The sequence below is a fragment of the Micromonospora sp. NPDC049175 genome (genome assembly GCF_043197345.1).
Classification (GTDB): Bacteria; Actinomycetota; Actinomycetes; order Mycobacteriales; family Micromonosporaceae; genus Micromonospora.
Genome location: NZ_JBICSY010000002.1, coordinates 1,153,192 through 1,175,641, shown reverse-complemented (window position 1 = coordinate 1,175,641; position 22,450 = coordinate 1,153,192). Strand labels below are relative to the sequence as shown.

Annotated in this window: 23 protein-coding genes and 1 tRNA gene; 12 read left to right on the top strand and 12 right to left on the bottom strand. The window is 71.6% G+C overall.

Annotated features, from left to right (window positions below):
- Positions 1 to 80: 80 nt before the first annotated feature.
- A complete protein-coding gene (locus tag ACGFH8_RS12550; protein ID WP_393367095.1) occupies positions 81 to 521 on the top strand; it encodes a DUF4307 domain-containing protein in 441 nt (146 codons plus the stop codon).
- A 156-nt stretch (positions 522 to 677) separates the two neighbouring features.
- Positions 678 to 1,175, top strand: coding sequence for a transcription elongation factor GreA (gene greA, locus ACGFH8_RS12545; RefSeq protein WP_099850624.1), 498 nt, complete (start codon positions 678 to 680; stop codon positions 1,173 to 1,175).
- Between the two features lie 81 nt (positions 1,176 to 1,256).
- Here greA and ilvA read toward each other — a convergent pair whose 3' ends face one another.
- From ilvA to ACGFH8_RS12525, 4 genes are all read right to left on the bottom strand, one after another.
- A complete protein-coding gene (ilvA, locus tag ACGFH8_RS12540; protein WP_393366500.1) occupies positions 1,257 to 2,477 on the bottom strand; it encodes a threonine ammonia-lyase in 1,221 nt (406 codons plus the stop codon).
- A 133-nt stretch (positions 2,478 to 2,610) separates the two neighbouring features.
- Positions 2,611 to 4,029, bottom strand: coding sequence for an amidase (locus ACGFH8_RS12535; RefSeq protein WP_393366499.1), 1,419 nt, complete (start codon positions 4,027 to 4,029; stop codon positions 2,611 to 2,613).
- A 12-nt stretch (positions 4,030 to 4,041) separates the two neighbouring features.
- Entirely contained in the window at positions 4,042 to 5,184 is a 1,143-nt protein-coding gene (locus ACGFH8_RS12530; RefSeq protein ID WP_393366497.1) for a cystathionine gamma-synthase, read from the bottom strand.
- A gap of 113 nt (positions 5,185 to 5,297) precedes the next feature.
- Positions 5,298 to 6,347 carry a hypothetical protein gene (locus tag ACGFH8_RS12525; RefSeq protein ID WP_393366496.1) on the bottom strand — a complete coding sequence of 350 codons (1,050 nt, stop codon included), beginning with the start codon at positions 6,345 to 6,347 and terminating at the stop codon, positions 5,298 to 5,300.
- A gap of 236 nt (positions 6,348 to 6,583) precedes the next feature.
- Between ACGFH8_RS12525 and ACGFH8_RS12520 the strand changes: the two genes are divergently transcribed.
- The 3 genes from ACGFH8_RS12520 (at position 6,584) to ACGFH8_RS12510 (ending at position 8,069) form a co-directional block, all read left to right on the top strand.
- Complete coding sequence (locus ACGFH8_RS12520) at positions 6,584 to 7,006, top strand: HIT family protein (RefSeq protein WP_393366495.1); 423 nt, start codon at positions 6,584 to 6,586, stop codon at positions 7,004 to 7,006.
- A 75-nt stretch (positions 7,007 to 7,081) separates the two neighbouring features.
- On the top strand, positions 7,082 to 7,750 hold the full coding sequence (gene msrA, locus ACGFH8_RS12515) for a peptide-methionine (S)-S-oxide reductase MsrA (RefSeq protein WP_393366493.1): 669 nt from the start codon (positions 7,082 to 7,084) through the stop codon (positions 7,748 to 7,750).
- Positions 7,751 to 7,772: 22 nt separating this feature from the next.
- Positions 7,773 to 8,069 carry a hypothetical protein gene (locus ACGFH8_RS12510; protein ID WP_393366492.1) on the top strand — a complete coding sequence of 99 codons (297 nt, stop codon included), beginning with the start codon at positions 7,773 to 7,775 and terminating at the stop codon, positions 8,067 to 8,069.
- A gap of 458 nt (positions 8,070 to 8,527) precedes the next feature.
- Here the strand turns inward: ACGFH8_RS12510 and ACGFH8_RS12505 are convergent, their stop codons facing one another.
- Positions 8,528 to 8,746 (bottom strand): GntR family transcriptional regulator, encoded by a 219-nt coding sequence (locus ACGFH8_RS12505; protein ID WP_244236286.1) that lies wholly within the window; start codon positions 8,744 to 8,746, stop codon positions 8,528 to 8,530.
- A 545-nt stretch (positions 8,747 to 9,291) separates the two neighbouring features.
- Here ACGFH8_RS12505 and ACGFH8_RS12500 point away from each other — a divergent pair.
- The 3 genes from ACGFH8_RS12500 (at position 9,292) to ACGFH8_RS12490 (ending at position 11,280) form a co-directional block, all read left to right on the top strand.
- On the top strand, positions 9,292 to 9,486 hold the full coding sequence (locus tag ACGFH8_RS12500) for a hypothetical protein (RefSeq protein ID WP_393366489.1): 195 nt from the start codon (positions 9,292 to 9,294) through the stop codon (positions 9,484 to 9,486).
- A gap of 358 nt (positions 9,487 to 9,844) precedes the next feature.
- Positions 9,845 to 10,774: a ribonuclease Z gene (locus ACGFH8_RS12495; protein ID WP_393366488.1), complete on the top strand. Its 930-nt coding sequence runs from the start codon at positions 9,845 to 9,847 to the stop codon at positions 10,772 to 10,774.
- Positions 10,771 to 11,280, top strand: coding sequence for a GNAT family N-acetyltransferase (locus tag ACGFH8_RS12490; protein WP_393366487.1), 510 nt, complete (start codon positions 10,771 to 10,773; stop codon positions 11,278 to 11,280). The genes ACGFH8_RS12495 and ACGFH8_RS12490 overlap by 4 nt, the downstream gene beginning before the upstream one ends.
- Before the next feature lie 170 nt (positions 11,281 to 11,450).
- Here the strand turns inward: ACGFH8_RS12490 and ACGFH8_RS12485 are convergent, their stop codons facing one another.
- Together ACGFH8_RS12485 and ACGFH8_RS12480 are read right to left on the bottom strand one after the other, a co-directional pair.
- Positions 11,451 to 12,821 carry a cystathionine beta-synthase gene (locus ACGFH8_RS12485; protein WP_393366486.1) on the bottom strand — a complete coding sequence of 457 codons (1,371 nt, stop codon included), beginning with the start codon at positions 12,819 to 12,821 and terminating at the stop codon, positions 11,451 to 11,453.
- Positions 12,822 to 12,893: 72 nt separating this feature from the next.
- Positions 12,894 to 13,250 (bottom strand): YkvA family protein, encoded by a 357-nt coding sequence (locus tag ACGFH8_RS12480; protein ID WP_393366484.1) that lies wholly within the window; start codon positions 13,248 to 13,250, stop codon positions 12,894 to 12,896.
- Positions 13,251 to 13,400: 150 nt separating this feature from the next.
- Between ACGFH8_RS12480 and ACGFH8_RS12475 the strand changes: the two genes are divergently transcribed.
- The 3 genes from ACGFH8_RS12475 to ACGFH8_RS12465 all read left to right on the top strand — a co-directional run bounded on the left by ACGFH8_RS12475 (position 13,401) and on the right by ACGFH8_RS12465 (position 16,600).
- Positions 13,401 to 14,450: an SGNH/GDSL hydrolase family protein gene (locus tag ACGFH8_RS12475; protein WP_393366483.1), complete on the top strand. Its 1,050-nt coding sequence runs from the start codon at positions 13,401 to 13,403 to the stop codon at positions 14,448 to 14,450.
- Positions 14,447 to 15,259: an SGNH/GDSL hydrolase family protein gene (locus ACGFH8_RS12470; RefSeq protein WP_393366481.1), complete on the top strand. Its 813-nt coding sequence runs from the start codon at positions 14,447 to 14,449 to the stop codon at positions 15,257 to 15,259. The genes ACGFH8_RS12475 and ACGFH8_RS12470 overlap by 4 nt, the downstream gene beginning before the upstream one ends.
- Positions 15,260 to 15,337: 78 nt before the next feature.
- Positions 15,338 to 16,600 carry an acetyl-CoA C-acetyltransferase gene (locus tag ACGFH8_RS12465; protein WP_393366479.1) on the top strand — a complete coding sequence of 421 codons (1,263 nt, stop codon included), beginning with the start codon at positions 15,338 to 15,340 and terminating at the stop codon, positions 16,598 to 16,600.
- A gap of 62 nt (positions 16,601 to 16,662) precedes the next feature.
- Here the strand turns inward: ACGFH8_RS12465 and ACGFH8_RS12460 are convergent, their stop codons facing one another.
- From ACGFH8_RS12460 to ACGFH8_RS12445, 4 genes are all read right to left on the bottom strand, one after another.
- Positions 16,663 to 16,983, bottom strand: a complete 321-nt coding sequence (locus ACGFH8_RS12460; protein ID WP_393366477.1) for a hypothetical protein — start codon at positions 16,981 to 16,983, stop codon at positions 16,663 to 16,665.
- A 180-nt stretch (positions 16,984 to 17,163) separates the two neighbouring features.
- Positions 17,164 to 17,922 (bottom strand): Bax inhibitor-1/YccA family protein, encoded by a 759-nt coding sequence (locus ACGFH8_RS12455; RefSeq protein ID WP_393366475.1) that lies wholly within the window; start codon positions 17,920 to 17,922, stop codon positions 17,164 to 17,166.
- A 155-nt stretch (positions 17,923 to 18,077) separates the two neighbouring features.
- Positions 18,078 to 18,893 (bottom strand): Bax inhibitor-1/YccA family protein, encoded by an 816-nt coding sequence (locus tag ACGFH8_RS12450; RefSeq protein ID WP_393366473.1) that lies wholly within the window; start codon positions 18,891 to 18,893, stop codon positions 18,078 to 18,080.
- A 108-nt stretch (positions 18,894 to 19,001) separates the two neighbouring features.
- Positions 19,002 to 19,082: transfer RNA gene (locus tag ACGFH8_RS12445), tRNA-Leu, on the bottom strand.
- A gap of 101 nt (positions 19,083 to 19,183) precedes the next feature.
- On the opposite strand from ACGFH8_RS12445, the gene ACGFH8_RS12440 reads away from it, so the two are divergent.
- On the top strand, positions 19,184 to 21,043 hold the full coding sequence (locus tag ACGFH8_RS12440) for a hypothetical protein (protein WP_393366472.1): 1,860 nt from the start codon (positions 19,184 to 19,186) through the stop codon (positions 21,041 to 21,043).
- Positions 21,044 to 21,117: 74 nt separating this feature from the next.
- Here the strand turns inward: ACGFH8_RS12440 and ACGFH8_RS12435 are convergent, their stop codons facing one another.
- Entirely contained in the window at positions 21,118 to 22,449 is a 1,332-nt protein-coding gene (locus ACGFH8_RS12435; protein ID WP_393366470.1) for an NAD(P)/FAD-dependent oxidoreductase, read from the bottom strand.
- Position 22,450: the final 1 nt, after the last annotated feature.

Genomic DNA, 22,450 nt, shown 5'->3' with positions numbered 1-22,450 from the left:
CTGCCGCTGGACCGGGTGGGAGGATGGACTCTGTCATTCTTGCCGATGCCGCCGACAACAACGCCAGGAGATACCCGCCGGTGACCGAGACGCACGCCACAATTTCGCCAGGCGCTCCGGTTTTCCCCGCCGGACGTTACGGCCGTCGCCGGGCGCCTGGGGGCGAACGCCGTCGCAGCCTGCTCGCCGCGCTGGTGCTGCTGGCGCTCGTGGCGACGCTTACCGTGATCTCGGTGCGGCTCTACCGACAGTACGGCGATCCGGTCTACGACGCCCAGGTGATCACCTACACCGACATCACGGACACTCAGGTGCTTGTCGACTTTCGGGTGACCGTGCCGGCGGGCGGCTCGGCGGTCTGCGTGCTGCGCGCCCGGGACCGCGCGGGCGCCGAGGTGGCCCGTGACCAGATCACCGTCACCGCCCAGCCCGGCGACCGGCACGTCACGACCCGGCACCGCCTGACCACCACCGCGCGGCCGTTCATCGGCGAGGTTCTGCGCTGCCGACCCCCGGCCTGAGCTGCCACAACAGCCTCAGCGACAGGCCTCGGAGGGCGCCTACCCGGGGTGTCGGATCCGGACACCCGCGGTGATGGCCGACACGCTGTGTCGTACCGCACTGGTAACTTGGTAGTTCACCTGTCAGCCAGCCACGCACAACTGAGGAGAACGCCTGTGTCCACTGGCAACGAGGCGCCCGCCACCTGGCTGTCCCAGGACGCGCACGACCGCCTCCAGGCCGAGCTCGACGAGCACATCGCCAACCGTCCGGCGATCGCCGCCGAGATCAACGCTCGGCGCGAGGAGGGCGACCTGCGGGAAAACGGCGGTTACCACGCCGCCCGCGAGGAGCAGGGCAAGGCCGAGGGACGCATCCGCTACCTGCAGGAGCTGCTGCGCACCGCGAAGGTCGGCGAGGCGCCGACCGCGGACGCGGTGTCGCCCGGCATGGTCGTGACGATCTACTTCGACGACGACGCCGACGACACCGAGACCTTCCTGCTCGGCTCTCGGGAGATCGCGGCCACCACCGACCTGACCGTCTACAGCCCCGAGTCCGCGCTCGGCAAGGCGATCCTGGGCGGTCGGCCCGGGCAGACCTGCACCTACACGGCACCCAGCGGCGCCGACATCAAGGTGACAGTGGTCAGTTTCGAGCCCTTCTCCGGCTGACGCCGCCGGCTCCACCGCAGCTCAGACGCCAGCTCCACCGCAGCTCAGACGCACCGCCCCGAGGCGTGGCACCCACAGGTGTCACGCCTCGGCGGCGAAGACCACCTGGTAGCCGCTGGCCCGCAGGGCGCTGATCAGCGTGTCCGAGTGCTCCACGCCCCGGGTCTCCACCGACAGCGCCACCTCCACCTCGCCGAGACTGAGGTGCGGGTTGGCGCGCTGGTGCTCCACGTCCACCACGTTGGCCCGGTGCTCGGCGATCTGGGTGAGCAGCGACGCCAGTTGTCCCGGCCGGTCCGAGCAGCGCACCGTCACCCGCAGGTAGCGCCCTGCGGCGGCCAGACCGTGCTCGATCACCCGGAGCATCAGCAGCGGGTCGATGTTGCCGCCGGAGAGCACCGCGACCACAGGCGTCTCCACCTCGACCACGCCGGCCAGCAGTGCGGCGACGCCGACCGCCCCGGCCGGCTCGACCACCTGCTTACCGCGCTCCAGCAGCATCAACAGCGCCCGGGAGATGTCCTCCTCGGAGACCGTGACGATCTCGTCGACGAGCTTGCGCACGTGGTTGAAGGTGATCTCCCCGGGCCGACCGACAGCGATGCCGTCGGCGATGGTGAAGAACGCCGGAAGCCGGACCGGCTCCCCGGCCACCAGCGAGGGAGGAAACGCCGCCGCACCGGCCGCCTGGACGCCGATGATCCGGACGTCCGGTCGCAGCGCCTTCGCGGCGACCGCCATGCCCGAGATGAGGCCGCCGCCACCGACCCCGGTGATGATCGTCTTCACGTCCGGGCACTGTTCGAGGATCTCCAGCGCCACCGTGCCCTGGCCGGCGATGACGTCCGGGTGGTCGAACGGGTGGATCAGCACCGCTCCGGTGCGCTCGGCGTAGGTCTGCGCGGCGACAAGTGACTCGTCGACGGTGTTGCCCGCGAACTCGACCTGCGCGCCGTACCCCTTGGTGGCGGCCACCTTCGGCAGCGGCGCGTTGACCGGCATGAAGACTGTGGCGTGCGTGCCGACCAGGCCCGCGGCGAGGGCCACGCCCTGCGCGTGGTTGCCCGCGCTCGCCGCGACCACGCCGCGCTCCCGCTCCGCCGCCGACAACCGGGAGATCCGCACGTACGCGCCGCGCACCTTGTACGAGCCGGCGCGCTGCACGTTCTCGCACTTGAGCCAGGTCGGCCCGCCCAGCGCAGCGGTGAGCGGGCGGGAGGGCTCCAGCGGGGTGGTCCGGATGACACCGGCGAGCAGTTCCCGTGCAGCCCGCACGTCGTCGAGACCGACCAGTTCCGTCATGCCCCGATCGTGCCACCCGGCTGGGGAGCCCTCTGCGGCGACACCGGCGTGGGTGACGGTGATCCACTCGACACCCCTGATACCGGGGTACCAACGGTGCCTCGACAGCGCGATTCCACGGGACCCGAGTGGATCAGCCCCGGGACTGGACCTCCGGGGCCCCGAGACCGACCCGGGGGTAACCGGGAGCGTGCCGCGCCCACGGTGCGGCCATCTCGAACTGGCCGGCCACACCGAGCAGCAGCAGCTCCGAGCCCGGCGGACCGACGATCTGCACGGCGACCGGCAGACCGTCCGGGCGGCGGCCGACCGGCACCACGATCGCCGGCAGGCCGGCGATGTTCCACGGCGCGGCGAACGGGGCGTACCGGATGTTGGCTGTCATGTTCGCCCGCCAGGACCTGTCGGACCAGCGCGCCGCCTCCGGTGGCGCGCTGGCCAGCGCCGGGGTGAGCAGCAGATCGACCGAGTGGTCGGTGAAGAAGTCGACAGACCGTTGCCGCCACGCGGCCCGGTCCGCCTCCCGCACGTAACCGCGACGCTGCGCCCACTCGCCCAGGGCGACGTGCCGACGGGTACGCCGTTGCAGACCCCGGCGGTCCAACCCGGCGGCCCGCACGTCGGTGGCGGCGGCGGCGAGCCAGGTGGCGATGCCCTGCAGGCCCAGCGCGGTGGGGTAGACCGGATCGGCCGGCACGGTGTCGTGCCCGGCGGCGGCGAGGAGCCGACCGGCGGCGGCGACCGCGTCCCGGTTGGGGGCGTCCGCTGCGACACCCCGCACCGGGGAGCGCAGCGAGACACCCACCCGCAGCCGTTGCGGCGGAACCAGCTTCTCGGCCCGCCGGCCGGCGAGCACCGAGAAGCCCACCGCCGCGTCGGCGACCGTGCTGGTCAGCATGCCGTGCTCGGTGAGGCCGAACCAGTCGTCCGCGCCGAGCTGGCACGGGACCACACCCCGACCCGGCTTGAGCCCGACCAGCCCGCAACAGGCCGCCGGGATCCGGATCGAGCCGAGACCGTCGTTCGCGTGCGCGATCGGCACCAGCCCGGCGGCCACCGCGGCGGCCGCGCCACCGGAGGACCCACCGGGGGTACGCGTGCTGTCCCACGGATTGCGGGTCACCGCGTGGTCGTCGTCGGTGACCGCCCACAGCCCCAGCTCCGGCATCCGGGTCACACCGAGGATCACCGCGCCGGCGCCGCGCAACCGGCGCACCACCTCGTGGTCGGCCTCCGCGACGTCGCTGCGTGCCGCCGCCGACCCGTTCCAGGTGGGCAGGCCGGCGACCGGAGTGTTCTCCTTGACCGCCACCGGCACCCCGGCCAGTGGCAGGTTGGCCAGGTCCTCCTGCTCGTCGACCTTCTCCGCCTCGGTGATCGCCTCACCGCCGCGGACGACGCGGAACGCGGCCAGCTCGCGGTCGGCACGGGCGATGTACTCAAGGTGGTCGGCGACGACCTGGGTGGCCGACACGTCACCTCGGCGTACGCCCCGGGCGATCTGCTTGGCGGTCGCCCCGACCCAGGTCGCCATGATGTCCTGCACGGCCATCCTCCCCAGCGGTCAGCCCAGCGCCTGCTCCAGATCGGCGAGTAGGTCGTCGACCGTCTCGATGCCGACAGACAGTCGCACGAGATCGCCGGGAACTTCAAGCGGCGAGCCGGCAGCACTTGCGTGTGTCATCCGACCCGGGTGCTCGATCAGGGACTCCACGCCTCCCAGCGACTCGGCGAGCACGAAGAGCTTGGCGCGGTTGCAGATGTCCACGGCGTGCTCCTCACCACCTGCGGCACGGAACGAGATCATGCCGCCGAACCGGCGCATCTGCTTGGCGGCGATCTCGTGACCGGGGTGCGACGGCAGCCCGGGGTAGAGCACCTCGGCCACCTTGGCGTGCCCGTCGAGGTACGCGGCCAGCCGCTCGGCGTTGTCACAGTGCCGGTCCATGCGTACGCCGAGGGTCTTGATGCCGCGCAGGGTGAGCCAGGCGTCGAAGGGGCCGTTGATCGCGCCCATCGCGTTCTGGTGGTAGCGCAACTCCTCACCGAGCGCGGCGTCCGCGACGACCAGGGCGCCACCGACCACGTCGGAGTGCCCGCCGACGTACTTGGTGGTGGAGTGCACCACCACGTCCGCGCCGAACGCGATCGGCTGTTGCAGGTACGGCGAGGCGAAGGTGTTGTCCACCACCAACAGCGCGTCCGCGTCGTGTGCCACGGCGGCCAGGGCGGCGATGTCGGCGATGCCCAGCAGCGGGTTGGTCGGCGTCTCCAGCCAGACGATCTTCGTGCGGCCGGGCCGCATCGCCGCCCGGATCGCCGCCGGGTCGGAGACCTTCGCCGGGGTGAACTCCAGGCCCCAGCGCTGGGCGACCCGGGCGAACAGCCGGTACGTGCCGCCGTAGGCGTCGTCCGGGATCACCACGTGGTCGCCCGGCTGGCAGACGGTCCGCAGCAGGGCGTCCTCCGCCGCCAGACCGCTGGCGAAGGCGAGCCCCACCGGCCCACCCTCCAGCGCTGCCAGGCACTCCTGGAGCGCGTCCCGGGTCGGGTTACCGGAGCGGCTGTACTCGTAGCCGAGCCGGGGCGCGCCGACGGCGTCCTGGGCGTACGTGCTGGTCTGGTAGATCGGTGGAATCACCGCGCCGGTCCGCGCCTCGGGGTCCTGGCCGGCGTGGATCGCGAGCGTGTCGAAGCCGTGGGTCATTCTGGTGAGGCTAGTGCCCCGACGCAGAGGGCTGGCACGGAACCCGCGCTCCCGGGCGGGGCCGGACCGTCTGGCCCGGCCCCGCAAACGCCGACGATCCGCCGGCGGGCCGGTCAGCCGGCCGGAACGGGCAGGACGTGCAGGGTGACCGGGCGGACCCCGGTCCAGTCGTAGGACACCGCGTAGACCCGGGCTCCGTTGGGCGCCCAGGCCAGCGCGCCCGGACTGAGCTCGTCGTTCAGCTCGAAGTGGGCCAGCTCGGTGCCGTCGGCCCGGAAGAGGAACACGTCCGGGTCGTAGGAGGCGTCCGCTCCGCCGGCGACCTTGGTGCCGTCGCGGGACACCTCGACCGCACTCGGGTACGCGCCGGTGTCGTAGGTCGCCGACGGGGTGCTGATGTCGGCGAACGGGAACGCCTGCACCTTGTACGGGGAGCCGGAAGCGGTGAAGACGGTGGTGCCGGTGGGGTCGAGCGCGACGTCTCGCAGGTTGCTGCCGACCGCCATGAAGTCGTTCTCCCGGGGTGCGCTCAGTGCGCCCCCGGCGCCGATCGTGTACGCGTACACCGACGCGGGACTCAACCCGGGCTGCCCGGCCAGCAACACCGAACGGTTCTGGCTGGCGGCGGTCAGCAGCGGGGCGTCGTAGAAGTCCTGGCCGGTGGCCACCCCGGTGGTCACCAGGGCCGGCTGGCGGCCCAGGTCGATCCGGCCGATGTTGCCGCCCCACTGGTCGCAGCCGTAGCCGAACCACAGGTAGCGCCCGGTCAACGCGAGTGACGACGGGCACTCCCCCGCGCCGGTGTCGTACCGGGCCGACTCGACAAGCGACCCGGTGTTGAAGGCGGCGATGGCGTTGGCGCTGGGCAGCGCCACGTAGAGCGTCTGCCGGTCGGCGCTGAGCAGCAGGTCGCTGGGGCCGGGCAGCCCCGACAGGGTGCCGACCACGGTGCCCGTCGCGCTGGTCACCACGACCTCGGTCGAGGAGTAGCCACCACTGACGAAGACCCGGTCACCGGCCGACACCACGTCGGCCACCCCCGGCAGCGACAGCGGGGTGGCCGTCTGCGCGGGAGCCGCCTGGGCGGGAGTCGAGATCGCGGCGGCCAGCAGCCCGACGGTCAGGGCGGCCAGGGCCAGGGTCGGGCGTCTTCTGATGAGCAAGGTGCGTCCTTTCGAGGTTCGACGAACGGGACCCGGACAGCCGGGGTCGTCAGGTCGACACGAGGAATCTGCGGACGCCGTCCACGCGGCAGCCCGCCTCGGCCGACCGGCCGGGCGTCGCTGTCGCGACAGCACGTCTTCCCCCCGTGTGCTTATCCAGACTTGTCTATGACTATCACAGTCGATGCGTGCGTGGGGGGCGCCGTGGTCCGTCCGCCCCGGCATAGCCTGAACCGGTGAGTGGTTGCGTGTTCTGCGGGATCGTGGCGGGTGAGGTGCCGGCGTTCCGGGTGGCCGACACCCCGGACGGGGTGGCGTTCCTGGACACCCGGCCGGTGTTCAAGGGGCATGTGCTCGTGGTGCCCCGAGTCCACCTGGTGACCCTTGCCGAGTTGCCGGCGGACCTGCTGCCCGGCTACTTCGCGCTGGTCCAGCGCCTGGCGGTGGCCGTGGAGACCGGTCTGGGGGCCGGTGGGACGTTCGTGGCCATGAACAACAAGGTGTCCCAGTCCGTCCCGCACCTGCACACCCACGTGGTCCCACGGACCAAGGGGGACGGGCTGCGGGGCTTCTTCTGGCCGCGTACCCGCTACGAGGACGACGCCGAGGCCGGGACCTACGCGGAACGGGTTGCCGCCGCACTCCCGGGCGGGGCCTGAGTCACACCGGCGCGGGTAAGGAAGGTGGACCCGCGGGTGTTACACGCTGGGAGAGGTACGAGAGGAGATCCCCACGTGTTTTTGCGCCGTATGAACGCTGAGATGGTTTCGCCCGACCAGGCCCTGCCGGGCCGTCCGATCGCCATGCCGGTCGCCGACCGCCACGAGGTGCTGGGCACCCCGCTGAAGGGCCCGTTCCCGGAGGGCCTGCAGGTCGCGGTCTTCGGCATGGGCTGTTTCTGGGGAGCCGAGCGGCTGTTCTGGACGCTGCCGGGCGTCTACACCACCTCCGCCGGGTACGCGGGTGGCATCACCAAGAACCCGACGTACGAGGAGACGTGTTCCGGCCGGACCGGGCACGCCGAGGTCGTCCAGGTGGTGTACGACCCCAGCAAGATCAACTATGAGGACCTGCTGAAGGTCTTCTGGGAGAACCACGACCCGACCCAGGGCATGCGCCAGGGCAACGACGTGGGCACCCAGTACCGCTCGGCGATCTACACGACCACCGACGAGCAGCGGACCATCGCCGAGTCGTCCCGGGACGCGTTCCAGCCGATCGTGAGCCGGGCCGGCAAGGGTGAGATCACCACCGAGATCGCTCCGCTGGGCAACTATTTCTTCGCCGAGGACTACCACCAGCAGTACCTCGCACCGACGAAGAACCCGAACGGCTACTGCAACCACGGCCCGAACGGCATGACCTGCCCGGTGGGCGTGGCCAAGGTCGACAGCGCGCTCTGAGCGCAAGTGCGACGATGACGGAATGGTCAATGGCGGATCAGGCGACGACGCGCGGCGGGTGTGGATCTTTCACGGCGATGCGGCGCGCTTCGCCTCCGGCGTCTTCGACGACAAGGTCGCAGCGCTTGAATGGATCGCCCGCCACGGGATCACAGGCATCCTCGCCGAATACCAGGTCGGCGATGGCTGTTACGACTTCGCGGTGCGCGAGGGCAGGTTTCATGACACCAAGAAGAGTCACGGCTCACCCGACCACGTCGCCTCCTTTTCTCCGGGCCTCGCGCACGTTCACGTGCGCGAGGGCCAGCCGGATCTCTAGAGGTAGCCGGCAGGCGGAGTCGAACGGGCTGAGTTGCCCGGTCGGCGTGGCCCGCGTCGGCGGCTGACCGCCATTGCGTTGACGGGCAAGGCCACCGGGTCGGGACCCGGTGGCCTTGTTCGGTGTTGGGCTCAATGGTCGCCAACAACAGCGCTGCCCCACCCGCCGACTGTCCCTGCTCGCCCCGGCATGCCCGTCCGCGCCGTGCGCCTGGACCGGTCTCGTACGCACACGGAGACGAGGATCTGACACCGGCCGCATCTTCCACAATGAGCGCGGAATCGGCCGCGTCGAGCCAGTAGCGCTGCCCCGGCTGGACAAGCACGGGCCACCGCAGAACCAGCGGCGCGCCGCCGCCCAGGCTCACCTCGGAAATGAGCGTCAACCGCTCTGCGCGCGTTTCGCCTGCCATCGGCCAACGATAGTCCGGGCCCCACCGGCCGGCCGCCGTGCGTTTGCTACGTCTCCGCGACGTACACGCCCGACCCTCGGACGCCAACCACGATCCCCCGCGCCTTCAGCCCTTCAACGGCGCGCGCCACTGTGCGCCGGGCCGAGCCATACTCATCGGCCAGCGCGTCGTACGTCGGGAGGCGCTGGCCGCGCGGAAACTCGCCAGCGCCGATGCGCCGTAGCAAATCGGCTTCGATCTCGTGCGCGGTGTGGGGTATCGGCACGCGCACAGGCTGCGCCTACCCGTGGCAGGGACTACTTACACCCATTGCCTTACTGGCACTACTGGCACTACTGTCATTCCTGCGCGGTGGGTAGTGGATCTGGGATCGGTGCCCGTCGCTGCACCCAAGGGGCGTCCGCAGGTCCCGTCGATCATGCGGGCGCCCCTCACTCGGCAGGGGGTAGCGATGTTCAGTGCGCGGGCAGAGGGCGATCAGCCGGTGCGGGTGCCAGTCGAGTCAGAGGTGTCGACGTGGAACATCGTCGTCACAGGCCGAGTTACGTGCGGCAAATGCTGGCGGGCGCTACGGATAGACGCAGCCACGACACCCGGCGAGATTGCCGAAGTCGTCGGTGATCATCGGGAACGCTGCGCGCGGACGCACCTACGGCCGGCACCCTAGCTCCGAACAACTCTGCGGTCCCACCGCCGGAGTAGTGGATCTTTCCCGGACGGTCCTGAACGAAGCCGCTGGCCTGGACGACCTCCACCACTACATCAACCGGGACGTGCTGATTCAGCTCTGGCCGTCGATCTGGTTGCCTCGTGCCGTTCGTCGTACGTGGGGAGAGCGTTTTCCTGACCTTCGCCTCGCTCCCCGCCGCGCCGTACAACCTGGTGCCGCCTCATCAGTTCAAGATCAGCAGTATCGCCTTCGCTGCGGCTGGCCGCTTCAGCTTCGCGCTGGCCGCCGGCTGCGCGGTGAGCCTCGCGGCACGTGCAGCCGACTCCGCGACGTGACTCGTCCTGACGACCACCCCTGAGCCGGATGACAGGCGGCCGGGCATTCCCATCTGACCCTGTGATCGAAATCCGTTGCCGACCCCGCCGGAGACTCGATAACGTGGCCGTACACGTGAAAGGAGGTGGTCCAGACTTGTATAGCAATCGGACTCGTGAGGTGGCTGTCAGCTAGCCGCTGTCCTCGACAGTGATCGGTCCGCCGCGAGGCGGGCACCAGCACCATCGTCGAGACCGTGTGGCAGCGGTGCGGCGAATCCACGACAGCCACCCGACCCCCGGGGTGCCGGCCAAGTCCAGCCGGCCCGCGCACCAGCGCGGAGCGCCCCGGGGGTCGCTCCATCTCCGGGGAGCGGCGATGTCCATGCGCGAGCTGGTGATCCTCGGAACGGCCAGCCAGGCGCCGACCCGTCAGCGCAACCACAACGGGTACGTGCTGCGCTGGGACGACGAGGTGATCCTCTTCGACCCGGGCGAGGGCACCCAACGCCAGTTCCTCCACACCACGGTCACGGCCACCGACCTGACCCGCATCTGCGTCACCCACTTCCACGGCGACCACTGCCTCGGCCTGCCCGGCACCATCCAGCGACTCTCCCTGGACCGGGTGCCGCACCCGGTCGCCGTGCACTTCCCGGCCGGCGGCGCCGAATACTTCGCCCGGCTGCGGCACGCCACCTCCTTCCACGAGACCGCCGAACTTCAGGTCACCCCGATCGAGGAGGACGGGCAGCGGATCACCCTGGGCTGCGGCACCCTGGAGGCACGCCGGCTGCGGCACCCCATCGAGACGTACGGCTATCGCCTGGTCGAGCCGGACGGCCACCGGATGCTGCCGGAGCGGCTGTCCGCGTACGGCATCAGTGGGCCGGCGGTCGGCGAGCTGATCCGCGTCGGGCACCTGGACCTCGACGGGCGTCGCGTCACCCGTGACGAGGTGAGCGTTCCCCGGCCGGGGCAGCGGTTCGCGTTCGTGATGGACACCGGCCTCTGCGACGGGGTGTACGCCCTCGCCGAGCACGCCGACCTGCTGGTCATCGAGTCGACCTTCCTGGAGTCGGAGGCCGCGCTCGCCGCCGAGGTCGGCCACCTGACCGCGGCGCAGGCCGCCCAGGTGGCGACCGAGTCCGGGGTACGCCGGCTCGTGCTCACCCACTTCTCCCAGCGCTACCCGGACCCGCGCCGGTTCCACGACGAGGCCCGCGCGCACTTCGACGGCGACCTGATCATCGCCGAGGACCTGACCACGGTGCAGCTCCCACCCCGCCGGGTAGCCTCGGCCGGATGACCGTCTCGCTCCGCCCCGCGACCGCTCGCGACATGATGGCGGTGGGAGCCCTGCACCAGCGCTCCCGGATCGCCGCGTACTCCGCCTTCCTGCCGGCCGAGGCGTTGGCCGACCCGACGCCGGAGGCGATGGGGCGGTACTGGGCGGAGCGGTGGCAGTGGGAGCGGGACAACCACCGGATGACAGTGGCCGAACGGGCCGGGGCGCTTGTCGGGTTCAGCTACCTGGGTCCGGACGACGAGGACGACCCCGCCACCGGGCTGCTCAACGCGATCCATCTCGACCCTGCCGAACAGGGCCGGGGCACCGGTCGCACGCTCATGGTCGACACGTTGGAGGCCATGCGGGCACGTGGTTGGCGGCGCGCGGTGCTCTGGGTGTTGCGGGAGAACGCGCACGCCCGCGCCTTCTACGAGCGCGGCGGTTGGACCCCGACGGGCACCGAACGGGACGAGGCGATCGGATCAGCACCGACCCGCCAACTCCGCTACACCCGCCCCCTCTAGCCCTGTCCCACCCTGCCCTGCCCCCGCCCTGCCCCGCGTCGATCTTGCACTTTCTGTCGTGCGTATGTCGTTGATGCGGCATATGCGGGGACAGAAAGTGCAAGATCGACGGGGCAACGGGGGAGGGCGGGGCGGGGTTGGGGCGGGGTTGGGGCGGGGTTGGGGCTGGGCTAGTGGGCGCCCAGGTGGGACAGGAGGTCCTGGCGGGTGAGGACGCCCTTGGGCTTGCCGTCGACCAGGACCAGGGCGGCGTCGGACTTCTCCAGCAGGCCGACCGCCTCGCTGACCGGCTGGCCGCCACCGATCATCGGCAGCGGGTCGCCCATGTGCCGCTCGATCGTGTCGTGCAGGTGGGCCTGGCCGGTGAAGAGCGCGTCGAGCAGGTCCCGCTCGGCGATCGAGCCGGCCACCTCACCTGTCACCACCGGCGGCTCGGCCTTGAGCACCGGCAGTTGGGAGACGCCGTACTCGCGCATGTAGTCGATGGCGTCGCGAACCGTCTCGGTGGGGTGCACGTGCACCAGCTCGGGCAGCCCGCCCGGCTTGCTGGCCAGCGCGTCGGCCACCGTCGGCTCGGCGCCCGAGTTGTCGAGGAAGCCGTACCGGGCCATCCACGAGTCGTTGAAGATCTTGGAAAGGTAGCCCCGGCCGCCGTCCGGTAGCAGCACCACCACCACGTCGTCCGGGCCGGCCCTGCGGGCGACCTCCAGCGCGGCGACCACCGCCATCCCGCAGGAGCCGCCGACCAGCAGCCCCTCCTCGCGGGCCAGCCGCCGGGTCATCTCGAAGGACGCCTTGTCGGAGACCTCGACGATCTCGTCGGCGACACCCCTGTCGTACGTCTCCGGCCAGAAGTCCTCGCCGACGCCCTCCACCAGGTACGGACGGCCGGTGCCGCCGGAGTAGACCGAACCCTCCGGGTCGGCCCCGATGATCCGGACCCGGCCCTCGGAGGCCTCCTTGAGGTACTGGCCGATGCCGGAGATGGTGCCGCCGGTGCCGACGCCCGTCACGAAGTGGGTGAGCCCGCCCTCGGTCTGCTTCCACAGCTCCGGGCCGGTGGTCTCGTAGTGCGAGCGCGGGTTGGCCGGGTTGCTGTACTGGTCGGGCTTCCAGGCGCCGGGGATCTCGCGGGTCAGCCGGTCGGAGACGTTGTAGTACGAGCGGGGGTCCTCCGGGGCGACAGCGGTCGGGCAGACCACCACCTCGGCGCCGTACGCCCGGAGCACGTCCTGCTTGTCCTGGCTGACCTTGTCGGGGCAGACGAAGACACACTTGTAGCCCTTGAGCTGGGCCACCAGGGCCAGCCCGACACCTGTGTTGCCGCTTGTCGGCTCGACGATGGTGCCGCCGGGCTTGAGCAGGCCGGCGGCCTCGGCGTCCTCCACCATCCGCAGCGCGATCCGGTCCTTGACCGAGCCGCCCGGGTTGACGTACTCCACCTTGGCCAGCACGGTGGCCTGGATGCCCGCGGTGACGTTACGCAGACGGACCAGCGGGGTGTTGCCGATCATGTCGACGACGTTGTCGTAGAACTGCACGGTGTGCCCTTCGTTGCGGCGCCGGCAACGGCGGCCGGGCAGACGTTTCCTCGCCGTCCAGCGTACGTGTCGTCAGGGCACCAGGCCCCCGGGGATGACCGAGCTGCGCCCCGCCTCCCACTGGAGGAAGCGGTCGGTCTCGGCGAGCACGCTGCCCGCCAACCACGTGATCATGACCGCGTCGTCGGCCAGCCCGAAGATCGCCAGCGGGATCTCCGGGAGCAGGTCGATGGGCGAGACGATGTACGCCGTCGCCGCCGTCATCAGGGCCAGCCGAAGGCCGCCGTCGTACTCCCCCTTGGTGGTGGCCCGGATCATCCGGGGCAGGGCGGCCAGCCGGGTGCCCAGCGACGGCCCCCCGCGTGCCCCTGCCGTCAGTGCCCGCGCCAGGGCCGCGAAGGCCGCGCTGCGCTTCAGTGTCTTCCCCATCGTCGCGCTCCTCTCCGCCGGATCAGCGTGGCGGGTCGGCGCAAGTCCGCCGGCCTCCGCCCTACGGATACCCCGTCGCGTCGGTTTCCAGGCACTCGGGTGCCGTCACGACGACAGCGGCATGTCGGGGCGGCGCGATAATGTCGCGGTATGGGGGTGGCTGATTCCGTCGTACCCGGTGAGCGCTGGCGGCAGACCTTGCGGTTCGCCCGCCTGGCGGCGATCGGGACAGGCGCCACCGCGGCGGCCGCGGTGGCGACCGGCGGGGTGCTGCTCGGTCAGGCCCGGCAGGCCCGGCGCACCATCCCGATGGCCGAGGCGCCGCCGCCGCGCATCGACGGGATCTACGGCGCGAAGTTCCCCGGTCCGGCCCTGACCATGGTCGTGCTCGGCGACTCGTCGGCCGCCGGCTACGGGGTGCACCGCCGTCGGGAGACGCCCGGGGCGCTGCTCGCCACCGGCCTGTCCCGTCGACTGCACCGGCCTGTGCAACTGCACCGCTTCGCGGTGGTCGGTGCCATCTCCGCGGCGCTGCGCCACCAGGTCGAGGCGGCCCTGGAGTGCCGACCCGACATCGCGGTGATCCTCATCGGCGGCAATGACATCACCAACCGGACCCCGCGTGGGCTGGCGGTTCGCTACCTGGTCGAGGCGGTGCACACGCTGCGTGACGCCGGGTGCGAAGCGGTCGTCGGCACCTGCCCCGACCTGGGTGCGATCCGCCCGATCCAGCCCCCGCTGCGGTGGCTGGCGCACCGGTGGAGCCGCCAACTCGCCGCGGCCCAGACGGTCGCCGTGGTGGAGGCGGGCGGTTGGACGGTCTCCCTCGGTGATCTCCTCGGCCCCCGGTTCGCGGCGGAGCCGACCCGGATGTTCGCGTGGGACCGGTTCCATCCCTCCGCCGAGGGGTACGCGATGGCCGCCGCCGCGCTCCTGCCGACCATGCTGTCCGCGCTCGGCGCAGGGCAGGAACGACGGGCCACACCGACGTGGGGAGAGGGCGTACGGTCGCTGCCGGAGGCCGCTGCGGAGGCGGCCCGGCACGCCGGCACCGAGGTCAGCGGCACCCAGGTCCGGGGCCGCGACCGGGGGCCGGCCGGCCGGTGGGCGCAGTTGCGCCGCCGGGCGTTCTTCGGTGTCGGCGCGGTGCCGCAGCACGGATCCGCCCCGGACGCCTCGACAGTGGAGGGACTGGCATGAACGAGCGCAGCGAGCGGGGCATCACCGCCGGCCTCGCCGGCCGACTGGGCCGGGCGGCGGCGTTCTCGCTGCTCGCCGGCACCGTGGGCGGCGCGGCCGTCCTGGCCGGTGAGGCGTTCGTCGCCCGGCACCGGCGCTACGCCCAACCGGAGCTGGGGCTGGCCCTGCGGGCCACGATCGGCCGGGCGGGCGCTCCGCCGCTGCGGCTCGTGCTGCTCGGCGACTCGTCGGCGCTCGGTGTGGGCGTCGACCGTCTCGACGACACCATCGGCGGACAGTTGGCCAACCTGCTCGCCGAGGGCCCGACCGGTCGGCGCGTGCACCTGTCCAGCGTCGGCGTCTCCGGTTCCCGCTCGACGGACCTCGCCACCCAGGTGGCCCGAGCCCTGCTCGGTGAACGGCCCGACGTGGCGCTGATCCTGATCGGCGCGAACGACGCCACCGGGCTGCGCCGCCCCTCCGACGCGGCGGCCTATCTCGCCGCCGCGGTGCACCGGCTGCGGGAGGCGCGGGTCGAGGTGGTGGTGGGCACCTGCCCCGACCTCGGCGCGGTGCGTGCCATCGCACCGCCACTGCGCCAGGTGATCGGCTGGTCCGGGCGTCGGATGGCTCGCGCGCAGACCGCCGCCGTGCTGGACGCGGGTGGCTCGGTGGTCGACCTCGCCACCGAGACCGGGCCGGTGTTCCGGGCCGACGCGGGGACGCTCTGCCACGACGGTTTCCACCCCTCCGCCGACGGCTACCGAGTGTGGGCGCACGCGCTGCTGCCCGCCGTCGTCGCCGCGGCGACTGTCGCGACCCGGCGCTAGATCGTCCCCGGCCAGGGTGACATTTCCCGCCGCGCCGGCTCCTTCCGCGCCATGTTACTGACGGGTTAACGTTGGCTCATGCCGATTGAGTCGTCCCGCGACGCCGTCATCGTCGCCACCGCCCGCTCCCCCATCGGCCGGGCGCACAAGGGGTCCCTGCGCGACGTCCGCAGCGACGACCTCGCCGCGACAATCGTCCAGGCCGCACTGGACAAGGTCCCCGCGCTCGACCCGACCACCATCGACGACCTCTACCTCGGGTGCGGCCTGCCCGGGGGCGAGCAGGGCTTCAACATGGCCCGGGTGGTGTCCACCCTGCTCGGTCTGGACACTGTGCCCGGTGCCACCCTGACCCGCTACTGCGCCTCGTCGTTGCAGACCACCCGGATGGCGATGCACGCGATCCGGGCCGGCGAGGGTGACGTGTTCGTCTCCGCGGGTGTGGAGATGGTCTCCCGCTATGCCCGGGGCAGCTCCGACGGGCTGCCGCCCGAGGCGCAGGCGCTTGTCGGCGGCGGTTGGGAGAACCCGCGCTTCGGGGCAGCCAGCGAGCGCTCGAAGCGCCGCGCGCAGGGCGGCGCCGAGGCGTGGACCGACCCGCGCGAGGCCGGTGAGCTGCCCGACATCTACCTGACCATGGGGCAGACCGCGGAAAACCTGGCCCAGGTGTACGACGTGACGCGCGCCGACATGGACGAGTTCGGCGTACGCAGCCAGAACCTCGCCGAGAAGGCCATCGCCGACGGTTTCTGGGCCCGGGAGATCACCCCGGTCACCACGCCGAACGGCACCGTGGTGAGCACCGACGACGGCCCCCGGGCCGGCGTCACCCTGGACGCGGTCGCCGGTCTGAAGCCGGTGTTCCGTCCGGATGGTCGGATCACCGCGGGCAACTGCTGCCCGCTCAACGACGGCGCGGCAGCCGTCGTGGTGATGAGCGCCCAGCGGGCCGAGGAGTTGGGGCTGACCCCGTTGGCCCGGATCGTCTCCACAGGTGTGACAGCCCTGTCGCCGGAGATCATGGGCCTCGGGCCGGTCGAGGCGTCCCGGCAGGCGCTGCGCCGGGCCGGCATGACAATCGACGACGTCGACCTCGTCGAGATCAACGAGGCCTTCGCGGCGCAGGTCATTCCCTCCTACCGCGAGCTGGGCATCCCGGAGGAGAAGCTGAACGTGATGGGCGGCGCGATCGCGGTCGGCCACCCGTTCGGTATGACCGGCGCCCGGATCACCGGCACCCTGCTCAACGCCCTGGAGTGGCACGACAAGACCATCGGCCTGGAGACCATGTGCGTGGGCGGTGGCCAGGGCATGGCCATGGTGCTCGAACGGCTCAACTGAGCTGACCGCCCGGCCCGGCCCACGGGGTCGCGGGGCGGGCCTCAAAGCTCGCGGGGTGGGCCTCAGAGCGCGCTGCGGGTCGCCGTCACCTCGGCGGCGACCCGTGCCAGCACCTCGTCGTCGACCCCGGTGGCCCGCAGGTCGGCCGTCACCACCCGCAACTGATCGGGCAGCGCCAGGTCGTTGTCCAGGCGGGGCACGAGCCGGCGCGGTTCACCCTCGGCGTCGGCGGCCAGGTTGGCCACCTCCTGCACCAACCTGTGCACCAGGTCGGCGCGGGGTACGTTGCCGGTGGTCGCGACCGCCGCCCAGCGCGGCTGCTGCCAGTGCTCGACCTGACGGACCAGCAACCGCACAGCCTGGTCCAACTCCGTTGCGCTCATCGCCACCGAGTCTACGGCCGGCGGGCGCACCGCCCGAGATCGACTCGGGTTCCCGGAAGCCGCGGCATCCCTGCGGCCCGGACACCCCGACCTCACGAAAACCGAGTCGATCATGCGGCCGAGCCGCGCAGAGGCGGGCCGGGGCCGCGCAAGGCCGCGCCGGGGCCGCGTAGGGCCGAGTCAGCGGCGCAGGTAGCTGAGCAGCCGCAGCAGCTGCCAGTAGAGGAACACCAGGCCGGTGAGCAGGCCGAACGCGCTCAGCCACGCGTACCGGCGGGGTCGACCGTCGCGCACCGAGCGCTCGACGAGGTCGAAGTCCAGGATGAAACTGAACGCACCGGCGATGATGGCCACCACCGAGAAGGCGTACGGCAGCCAGCCCACCTGCCCACTGACGCTGTAGACCGCCAGACCCGGCCGGCCGGAGATCAGATATGACACCAGGTTGACCACGCTGAGCACGGCGATCCCGAGCAGCGTCCCGATCACCAGGCGGGCCAGCCGGGGCGTCGCCCGGATCACCCGGGCCCGGTAGAGCGCCGCCATGCCGAGGAAGACGCCGAACGTGCCGGCCACCGCCTGCACCACGATGCCCGGGTAGACCTGCTCGAAGGTGCGACTCGCCACCCCGAGCAGCAGGCCCTGGAGCACCGCGTAGCCGACGATCGGCACCGGATTGGTGATGCCCCGCAACGAGATGACCAGGACCAACGCGATCGAGGCGAGCGCGCTGCCGGCCAGCGCGGCGCCGAGCCAGGCCGCGTCCGGGACCACCGCCCAGGACACCGCCGCCGCCACACCGGTGACCAGCAACAACCCGACGGTACGGGTCACCACGTCGTCGACGGTCATCGGCTCGACGTCGCGGGCGCCGAGCACCCGGGACTCCACCCGGCCGGTCTCGTCCAGCCGGTTGAGCACCGGGTTGTTGCTGCGCACCGCCGCCTCCTTGGCCCGCGTACCCCCAGGGCTCGTGTCACGCCCTCGCAGTCACTCTGCCCCGGACGGACCGGCGGCGGCGGGGAAACGCCGCCGACGACGGCGCCCGCCCCCGCCGAAGCGGGAGCGGGCGCCGGTCGGCAGTGCGGACGAGGTCAGTCGTCGCCCTGGAAGTAGCTCAGCAGGCGCAGGATCTCGATGTAGAGCCAGACCAGGCTGACCAGGATGCCGAACGCGGCCACCCAGGAGTAGCGCTGCGGCAGGCCCATCCGGACGCCGTCCTCGATCTCCTTGAAGCTGAGCACGAAGCTCAGCGAGGCGACCACGATGCAGACCAGGCTGAAGCCGATGGCCAACGGGCTGCCGTCGCGCAGGCCGGTGTTGACGCCGAACAGCGCCAGCACCAGGTTGATCATCATGACGGCGAAGAGGCCGACCATCGCCGCGATCATGCCCTTGACGAACGCCGGGGTGGCCCGGATGACCTTCGCCCGGTAGAGCATCGCCATCAGGAAGAAGATGCCGAAGCTGGCCACCGCCGCCTGGAGCACGATGCCGTCGTAGAGCGACTCGAACGCCTTGCTGACCATGCCGACGAACACACCCTCGACGACCGCGTACGCGATGACGAGGGCCGGGTTGGCCATCCGGGAGAACGAGATGATCAAACCGAGGACCAGCCCGACCACTGCCGCGCCGATCCAGGCGGTGCCGACGAGCGCGTCGGGCACGAGCACCCAGGCTGCCGCGGCGGTGATGCCGAGGATGCCGAGGAGAGCGACGGTCTTGACGACGACGTCGTCGACGGTCATCGGCGCCACGGTGGGCGGCGCGGCCGGGTAACCGGCCTGGGACGGGTACTGCTGGGGAATGCCGGGCTGTCCGTACGGCCCGGCCGGGGCGTACCCGGCGGAACGCTCCCGCTCGGCCGCCTGGCCGAGCCGGGCGAGCACCGGGTTCGAGGTCTTCACTGTCTGGCCTCCCTCAGGGGGTCGTTGCACGTGAACGTGCCCTCCAAGAGTAAACGGCGCAGCCAAGTCCTGGTGATCACGAATGAGAATGTGTCGAGCTGAGGGGGGTGCCCGGGGCGGGGGTCGAACCCGCACGCCTTGCGGCAGCCGCTTTTAAGGCGGCCGTGTCTGCCTTTCCACCACCCGGGCGGGTGGCACCGGCGCGTCGACACGCGCTGTGCAGTGTCACCGTAACCGGTTAGCGGCGTCTCGACGTACCCAGCAGGGCTGGCCACATTAGGGTCGATCCCGTGAGCAGCGCAGCCCCCACGGCCCCCGACGCCGCCCCTGAGCAGGTCTTCCGCCTCGCCCAACGGGTCGACCGCCGGCCTCGGGTCACCCGCCTGCTGGAAGCCGTCCGCCGACACCGGGCGGATCTGCTTGTCGCTCTGGTCTGCGTCGCGCTCGCCGGCTGGCTCACCCACGGCATGTGGCCCGATCCGGCCGGCCGCACCCTGGCGCTCAACCCGGAGGACCAGACCCTCTACGAATGGTTCCTGGCGGTCGACGCCCGCGCGCTGCTCGGGGATTTCGACCTGCGTACCGACCGGCTCAACGCGCCCGACGGCGTCAACCTGATGGCCAACACCACGGTGATCGCGCTCGGCGTCGTCTTCGCGCCGGTCACCCTGCTGCTGGGCGCACCGGTCAGCTTCGCGCTGCTCGCCGCCGCCAACCTCGCCGGCACCGCTGTCGCCTGGTACCTGCTGTTCCATCGGATGCTGCGCGCCCGCCGGCTCGCCGCGGCGCTCGGCGGTGGCCTGTGCGGGTTCGGCCCCGGCATGGTCTCGCAGACCAACAGCCACCTGCACATGACCGCCCAGTGGCTGGTGCCGGTGATCGTCTGGCTGGTGGTCCGGCTGCTGCGGGCGGCCGACCCGGGCCCGGTGACCCCCGACGAGACCGGACGGGTCCGACCCGGCGGGCCGGACCGCCGACGGATGATCACCTCGGCGGCCGGGCTGGCCGGCGCGGTCAGCGCGCAGGTCTTCATCGGCGAGGAGGTGCTCTTCCTCGCCGCCGCCACGCTGCTGGTGATGGCGGTCAGCTACGCCGTGGCGGATCGGGACCTGGCCCGGCGGGCGCTGCCCGGCTTCGCCCGTGGGCTGGCCATCGCCGCCGGGCTCTCCCTGCTGGTGCTCGGCTATCCGCTGTGGTTCCAGTTCGCCGGCCCGCAGGGGGTTGCCGACGGCATGTTCACCCCGGCGTACTTCTCGGCCGATCTGGGCAGTTGGTGGGCGCTCTCCCCGCTGTCGGTGGCCGGCAGCGTCGAGGCGGCCCGGCTGACCACAGGTCCCGCCGAGTACAACACCTTCCTCGGCTGGCCCCTCCTGCTGGTCACCATGGCCTGCGCGATCTGGGTCGGGCGACGTCGGCTGGTCCTCGCCTGCGTCGTGGCGGGCCTCGTGATGGGTACGCTCTCGCTCGGCCCCGAGGTGGTGCTCGATGGCACCAGGACCGCGCTACCCGGCCCGTACGCCCTGATCGGCGGACTCCCGGTGGTGGACGGGGCGTTGCCGATGCGGTTCGCGCTGGCGTTGCTGCCGATCGTCGCGACACTGCTCGTGCTCGCTGTCGACAGGGCTCTGCGCGGCACCGGTCGGGCCCGACGGCTGGTGCCACTTGCCGTCGGCGCGGCGCTGCTGCCGATCTTCCCGACTCCCCTGCCGACCATCGCTCGGCCCGCCGTGCCGGAGTTCATCACCGGCGGCCACTGGCGGGAGTGCGTACGCCCGGGTGGGGTGTTGGTTCCGGTGCCGCTGCCCACGCCCAAGGAACCCGGGCCGATGCGCTGGGCCACCGCCGCCGACGCCGCCTTCAGCCTGCCCGAGGGGTTCTTCATCGGCCCGTACGGGAGGCGCGGCACCGCGGCGATGGGCACCTTCAAGCAGCCCACTTCCGCTCTGCTGGCGGACGTCGCCCGGCGGGGCGGCCAGCCGACCATCGGCGACGAGCAGCGCCAGCAGGCCGCCTGGGACGCGGACTTCTGGGGTGCCTCCTGCGTGGTGCTGGCCGACGACGCCCCCCACGTGGAGAGCCTGCGCATCATCCTGGAGCAGCTCTACGGCCCCGCGACCCGGCTGGCCGACGCCTGGATCTGGCGGGTCTGACCACCGCCGTCGCACGGAGAAGGGCCCCTGCTCGCCGGAACCGGTGAGCAGGGGCCCTCTTGGGTGTCTCTGGGTCAGACGCGGGGGGCACCGACCGGCTGGGACGCCTCGACGAACTCCTCGCGCGGGTCGTGCAGCTGCCCCAGGGCGACCACCTCACGCTTGAGGAAGAACGCCAGGGACCAGTCCACCACCACCCGGACCTTGCGGTTGAACGACGGGATCCGGCTCATGTGGTACGTCCGGTGCATGACCCACGCCGGCCAGCCGGTCATCTTGATCCCGTACACCTGGGCGACGCCCTTGTGCAGACCGAGGCTCGCGACGCTGCCGACGTGCTTGTGCTTGTAGTTGACCGGCTCGCGGCCCCGGATGACGGCCGTGATGTTGTCGGCCATCCGGGCGGCCTGGCGCACCGCGTGCTGCGCGCTCGGCGAGCAGAAGTTGCCCGGCTCCTTGGTGAGGTCCGGCACAGCGGCGCAGTCGCCGGCGCTCCACGCGCCCTCGACCACCTGGTCACCGTCGACCACCTGAAGCGTGGGCAGGCAGGTGATCCGGCGACGGTCGTCGCGGGGGAAGTCGGTCGCGTCCAGCATCGGCGACGGCTTCACACCCGCCGTCCACACGATGGTGTCGGACCGGAAGCTGTCCCCGTCGGAGAGCTTGACCACCCCGTCGACGCAGGACTCGAGCCGGGTGTCCAGCCGGATGTCCATGTTGCGCTTCATCAGCTGCTGGACGGTGTAGGCACCCATGTCCCGGTCGACCTCGGGCAGCACCCGCTGGGTCGCCTCGACAAGCACCCAGCGCACCTCGTCCTGGTTCAGCTCCGGGTAGTAGCGCAGGGCGTCGCGAGCCATGTCCTCCATCTCGGCGAGCGCCTCGATGCCGGCGTACCCACCGCCGACGAAGGTGAAGGTCAGCGCCGAACGGCGGACGTCGGCATCCGCCGTGGCGGCCGCCACGTCGAGCCGGTCCAGGACGTGGTTGCGCAGGTAGATCGCCTCGCCGATGGTCTTGAACCCGATGCCCTGCTCGTGCAGGCCGGGAATCGGCAGGGTGCGGGAGACCGAGCCCGGGGCCACGACCACGTGGTCGTACGGGATCTCCCGGGCCGGGCCGCTGATCGGCTGAACGGTGGCCACCTTGCGGTCGTGCTCGATCCGCGTGACCGTGCCGGCCACCATCTTGCACCGCTTCAACTCCCGGCGCAGCGGCACCACGGAGTGCCGTGGGGAGATGTTGCCCGCCGCGGCCTCGGGCAGGAACGGCTGATAGGTCATGTGCGGTTGGGGGTCCACCACCATGACCTCAGCCTCACGGGAGCTGAGCTTCTTCGACAGGCGCAGCGCCGCGTACAGACCGACGTGCCCGGCACCCACCACAAGGATCCGCTTCGGATTCACG

What these genes read in the sequence shown, in the direction of transcription:
- ACGFH8_RS12490 (WP_393366487.1), top strand. Translation starts at nt 10,771, where the DNA reads ATGACCGTCTCGCTCCGCCCCGCGACCGCTCGCGACATGATGGCGGTG.
- ilvA (WP_393366500.1), bottom strand. Translation starts at nt 2,477, where the DNA reads ATGACGGAACTGGTCGGTCTCGACGACGTGCGGGCTGCACGGGAACTG.
- ACGFH8_RS12475 (WP_393366483.1), top strand. Translation starts at nt 13,401, where the DNA reads ATGGGGGTGGCTGATTCCGTCGTACCCGGTGAGCGCTGGCGGCAGACC.
- ACGFH8_RS12495 (WP_393366488.1), top strand. Translation starts at nt 9,845, where the DNA reads ATGTCCATGCGCGAGCTGGTGATCCTCGGAACGGCCAGCCAGGCGCCG.
- ACGFH8_RS12465 (WP_393366479.1), top strand. Translation starts at nt 15,338, where the DNA reads ATGCCGATTGAGTCGTCCCGCGACGCCGTCATCGTCGCCACCGCCCGC.
- ACGFH8_RS12510 (WP_393366492.1), top strand. Translation starts at nt 7,773, where the DNA reads ATGGTCAATGGCGGATCAGGCGACGACGCGCGGCGGGTGTGGATCTTT.
- ACGFH8_RS12470 (WP_393366481.1), top strand. Translation starts at nt 14,447, where the DNA reads ATGAACGAGCGCAGCGAGCGGGGCATCACCGCCGGCCTCGCCGGCCGA.
- ACGFH8_RS12530 (WP_393366497.1), bottom strand. Translation starts at nt 5,184, where the DNA reads ATGACCCACGGCTTCGACACGCTCGCGATCCACGCCGGCCAGGACCCC.
- ACGFH8_RS12535 (WP_393366499.1), bottom strand. Translation starts at nt 4,029, where the DNA reads ATGGCCGTGCAGGACATCATGGCGACCTGGGTCGGGGCGACCGCCAAG.
- ACGFH8_RS12480 (WP_393366484.1), bottom strand. Translation starts at nt 13,250, where the DNA reads ATGGGGAAGACACTGAAGCGCAGCGCGGCCTTCGCGGCCCTGGCGCGG.
- ACGFH8_RS12460 (WP_393366477.1), bottom strand. Translation starts at nt 16,983, where the DNA reads ATGAGCGCAACGGAGTTGGACCAGGCTGTGCGGTTGCTGGTCCGTCAG.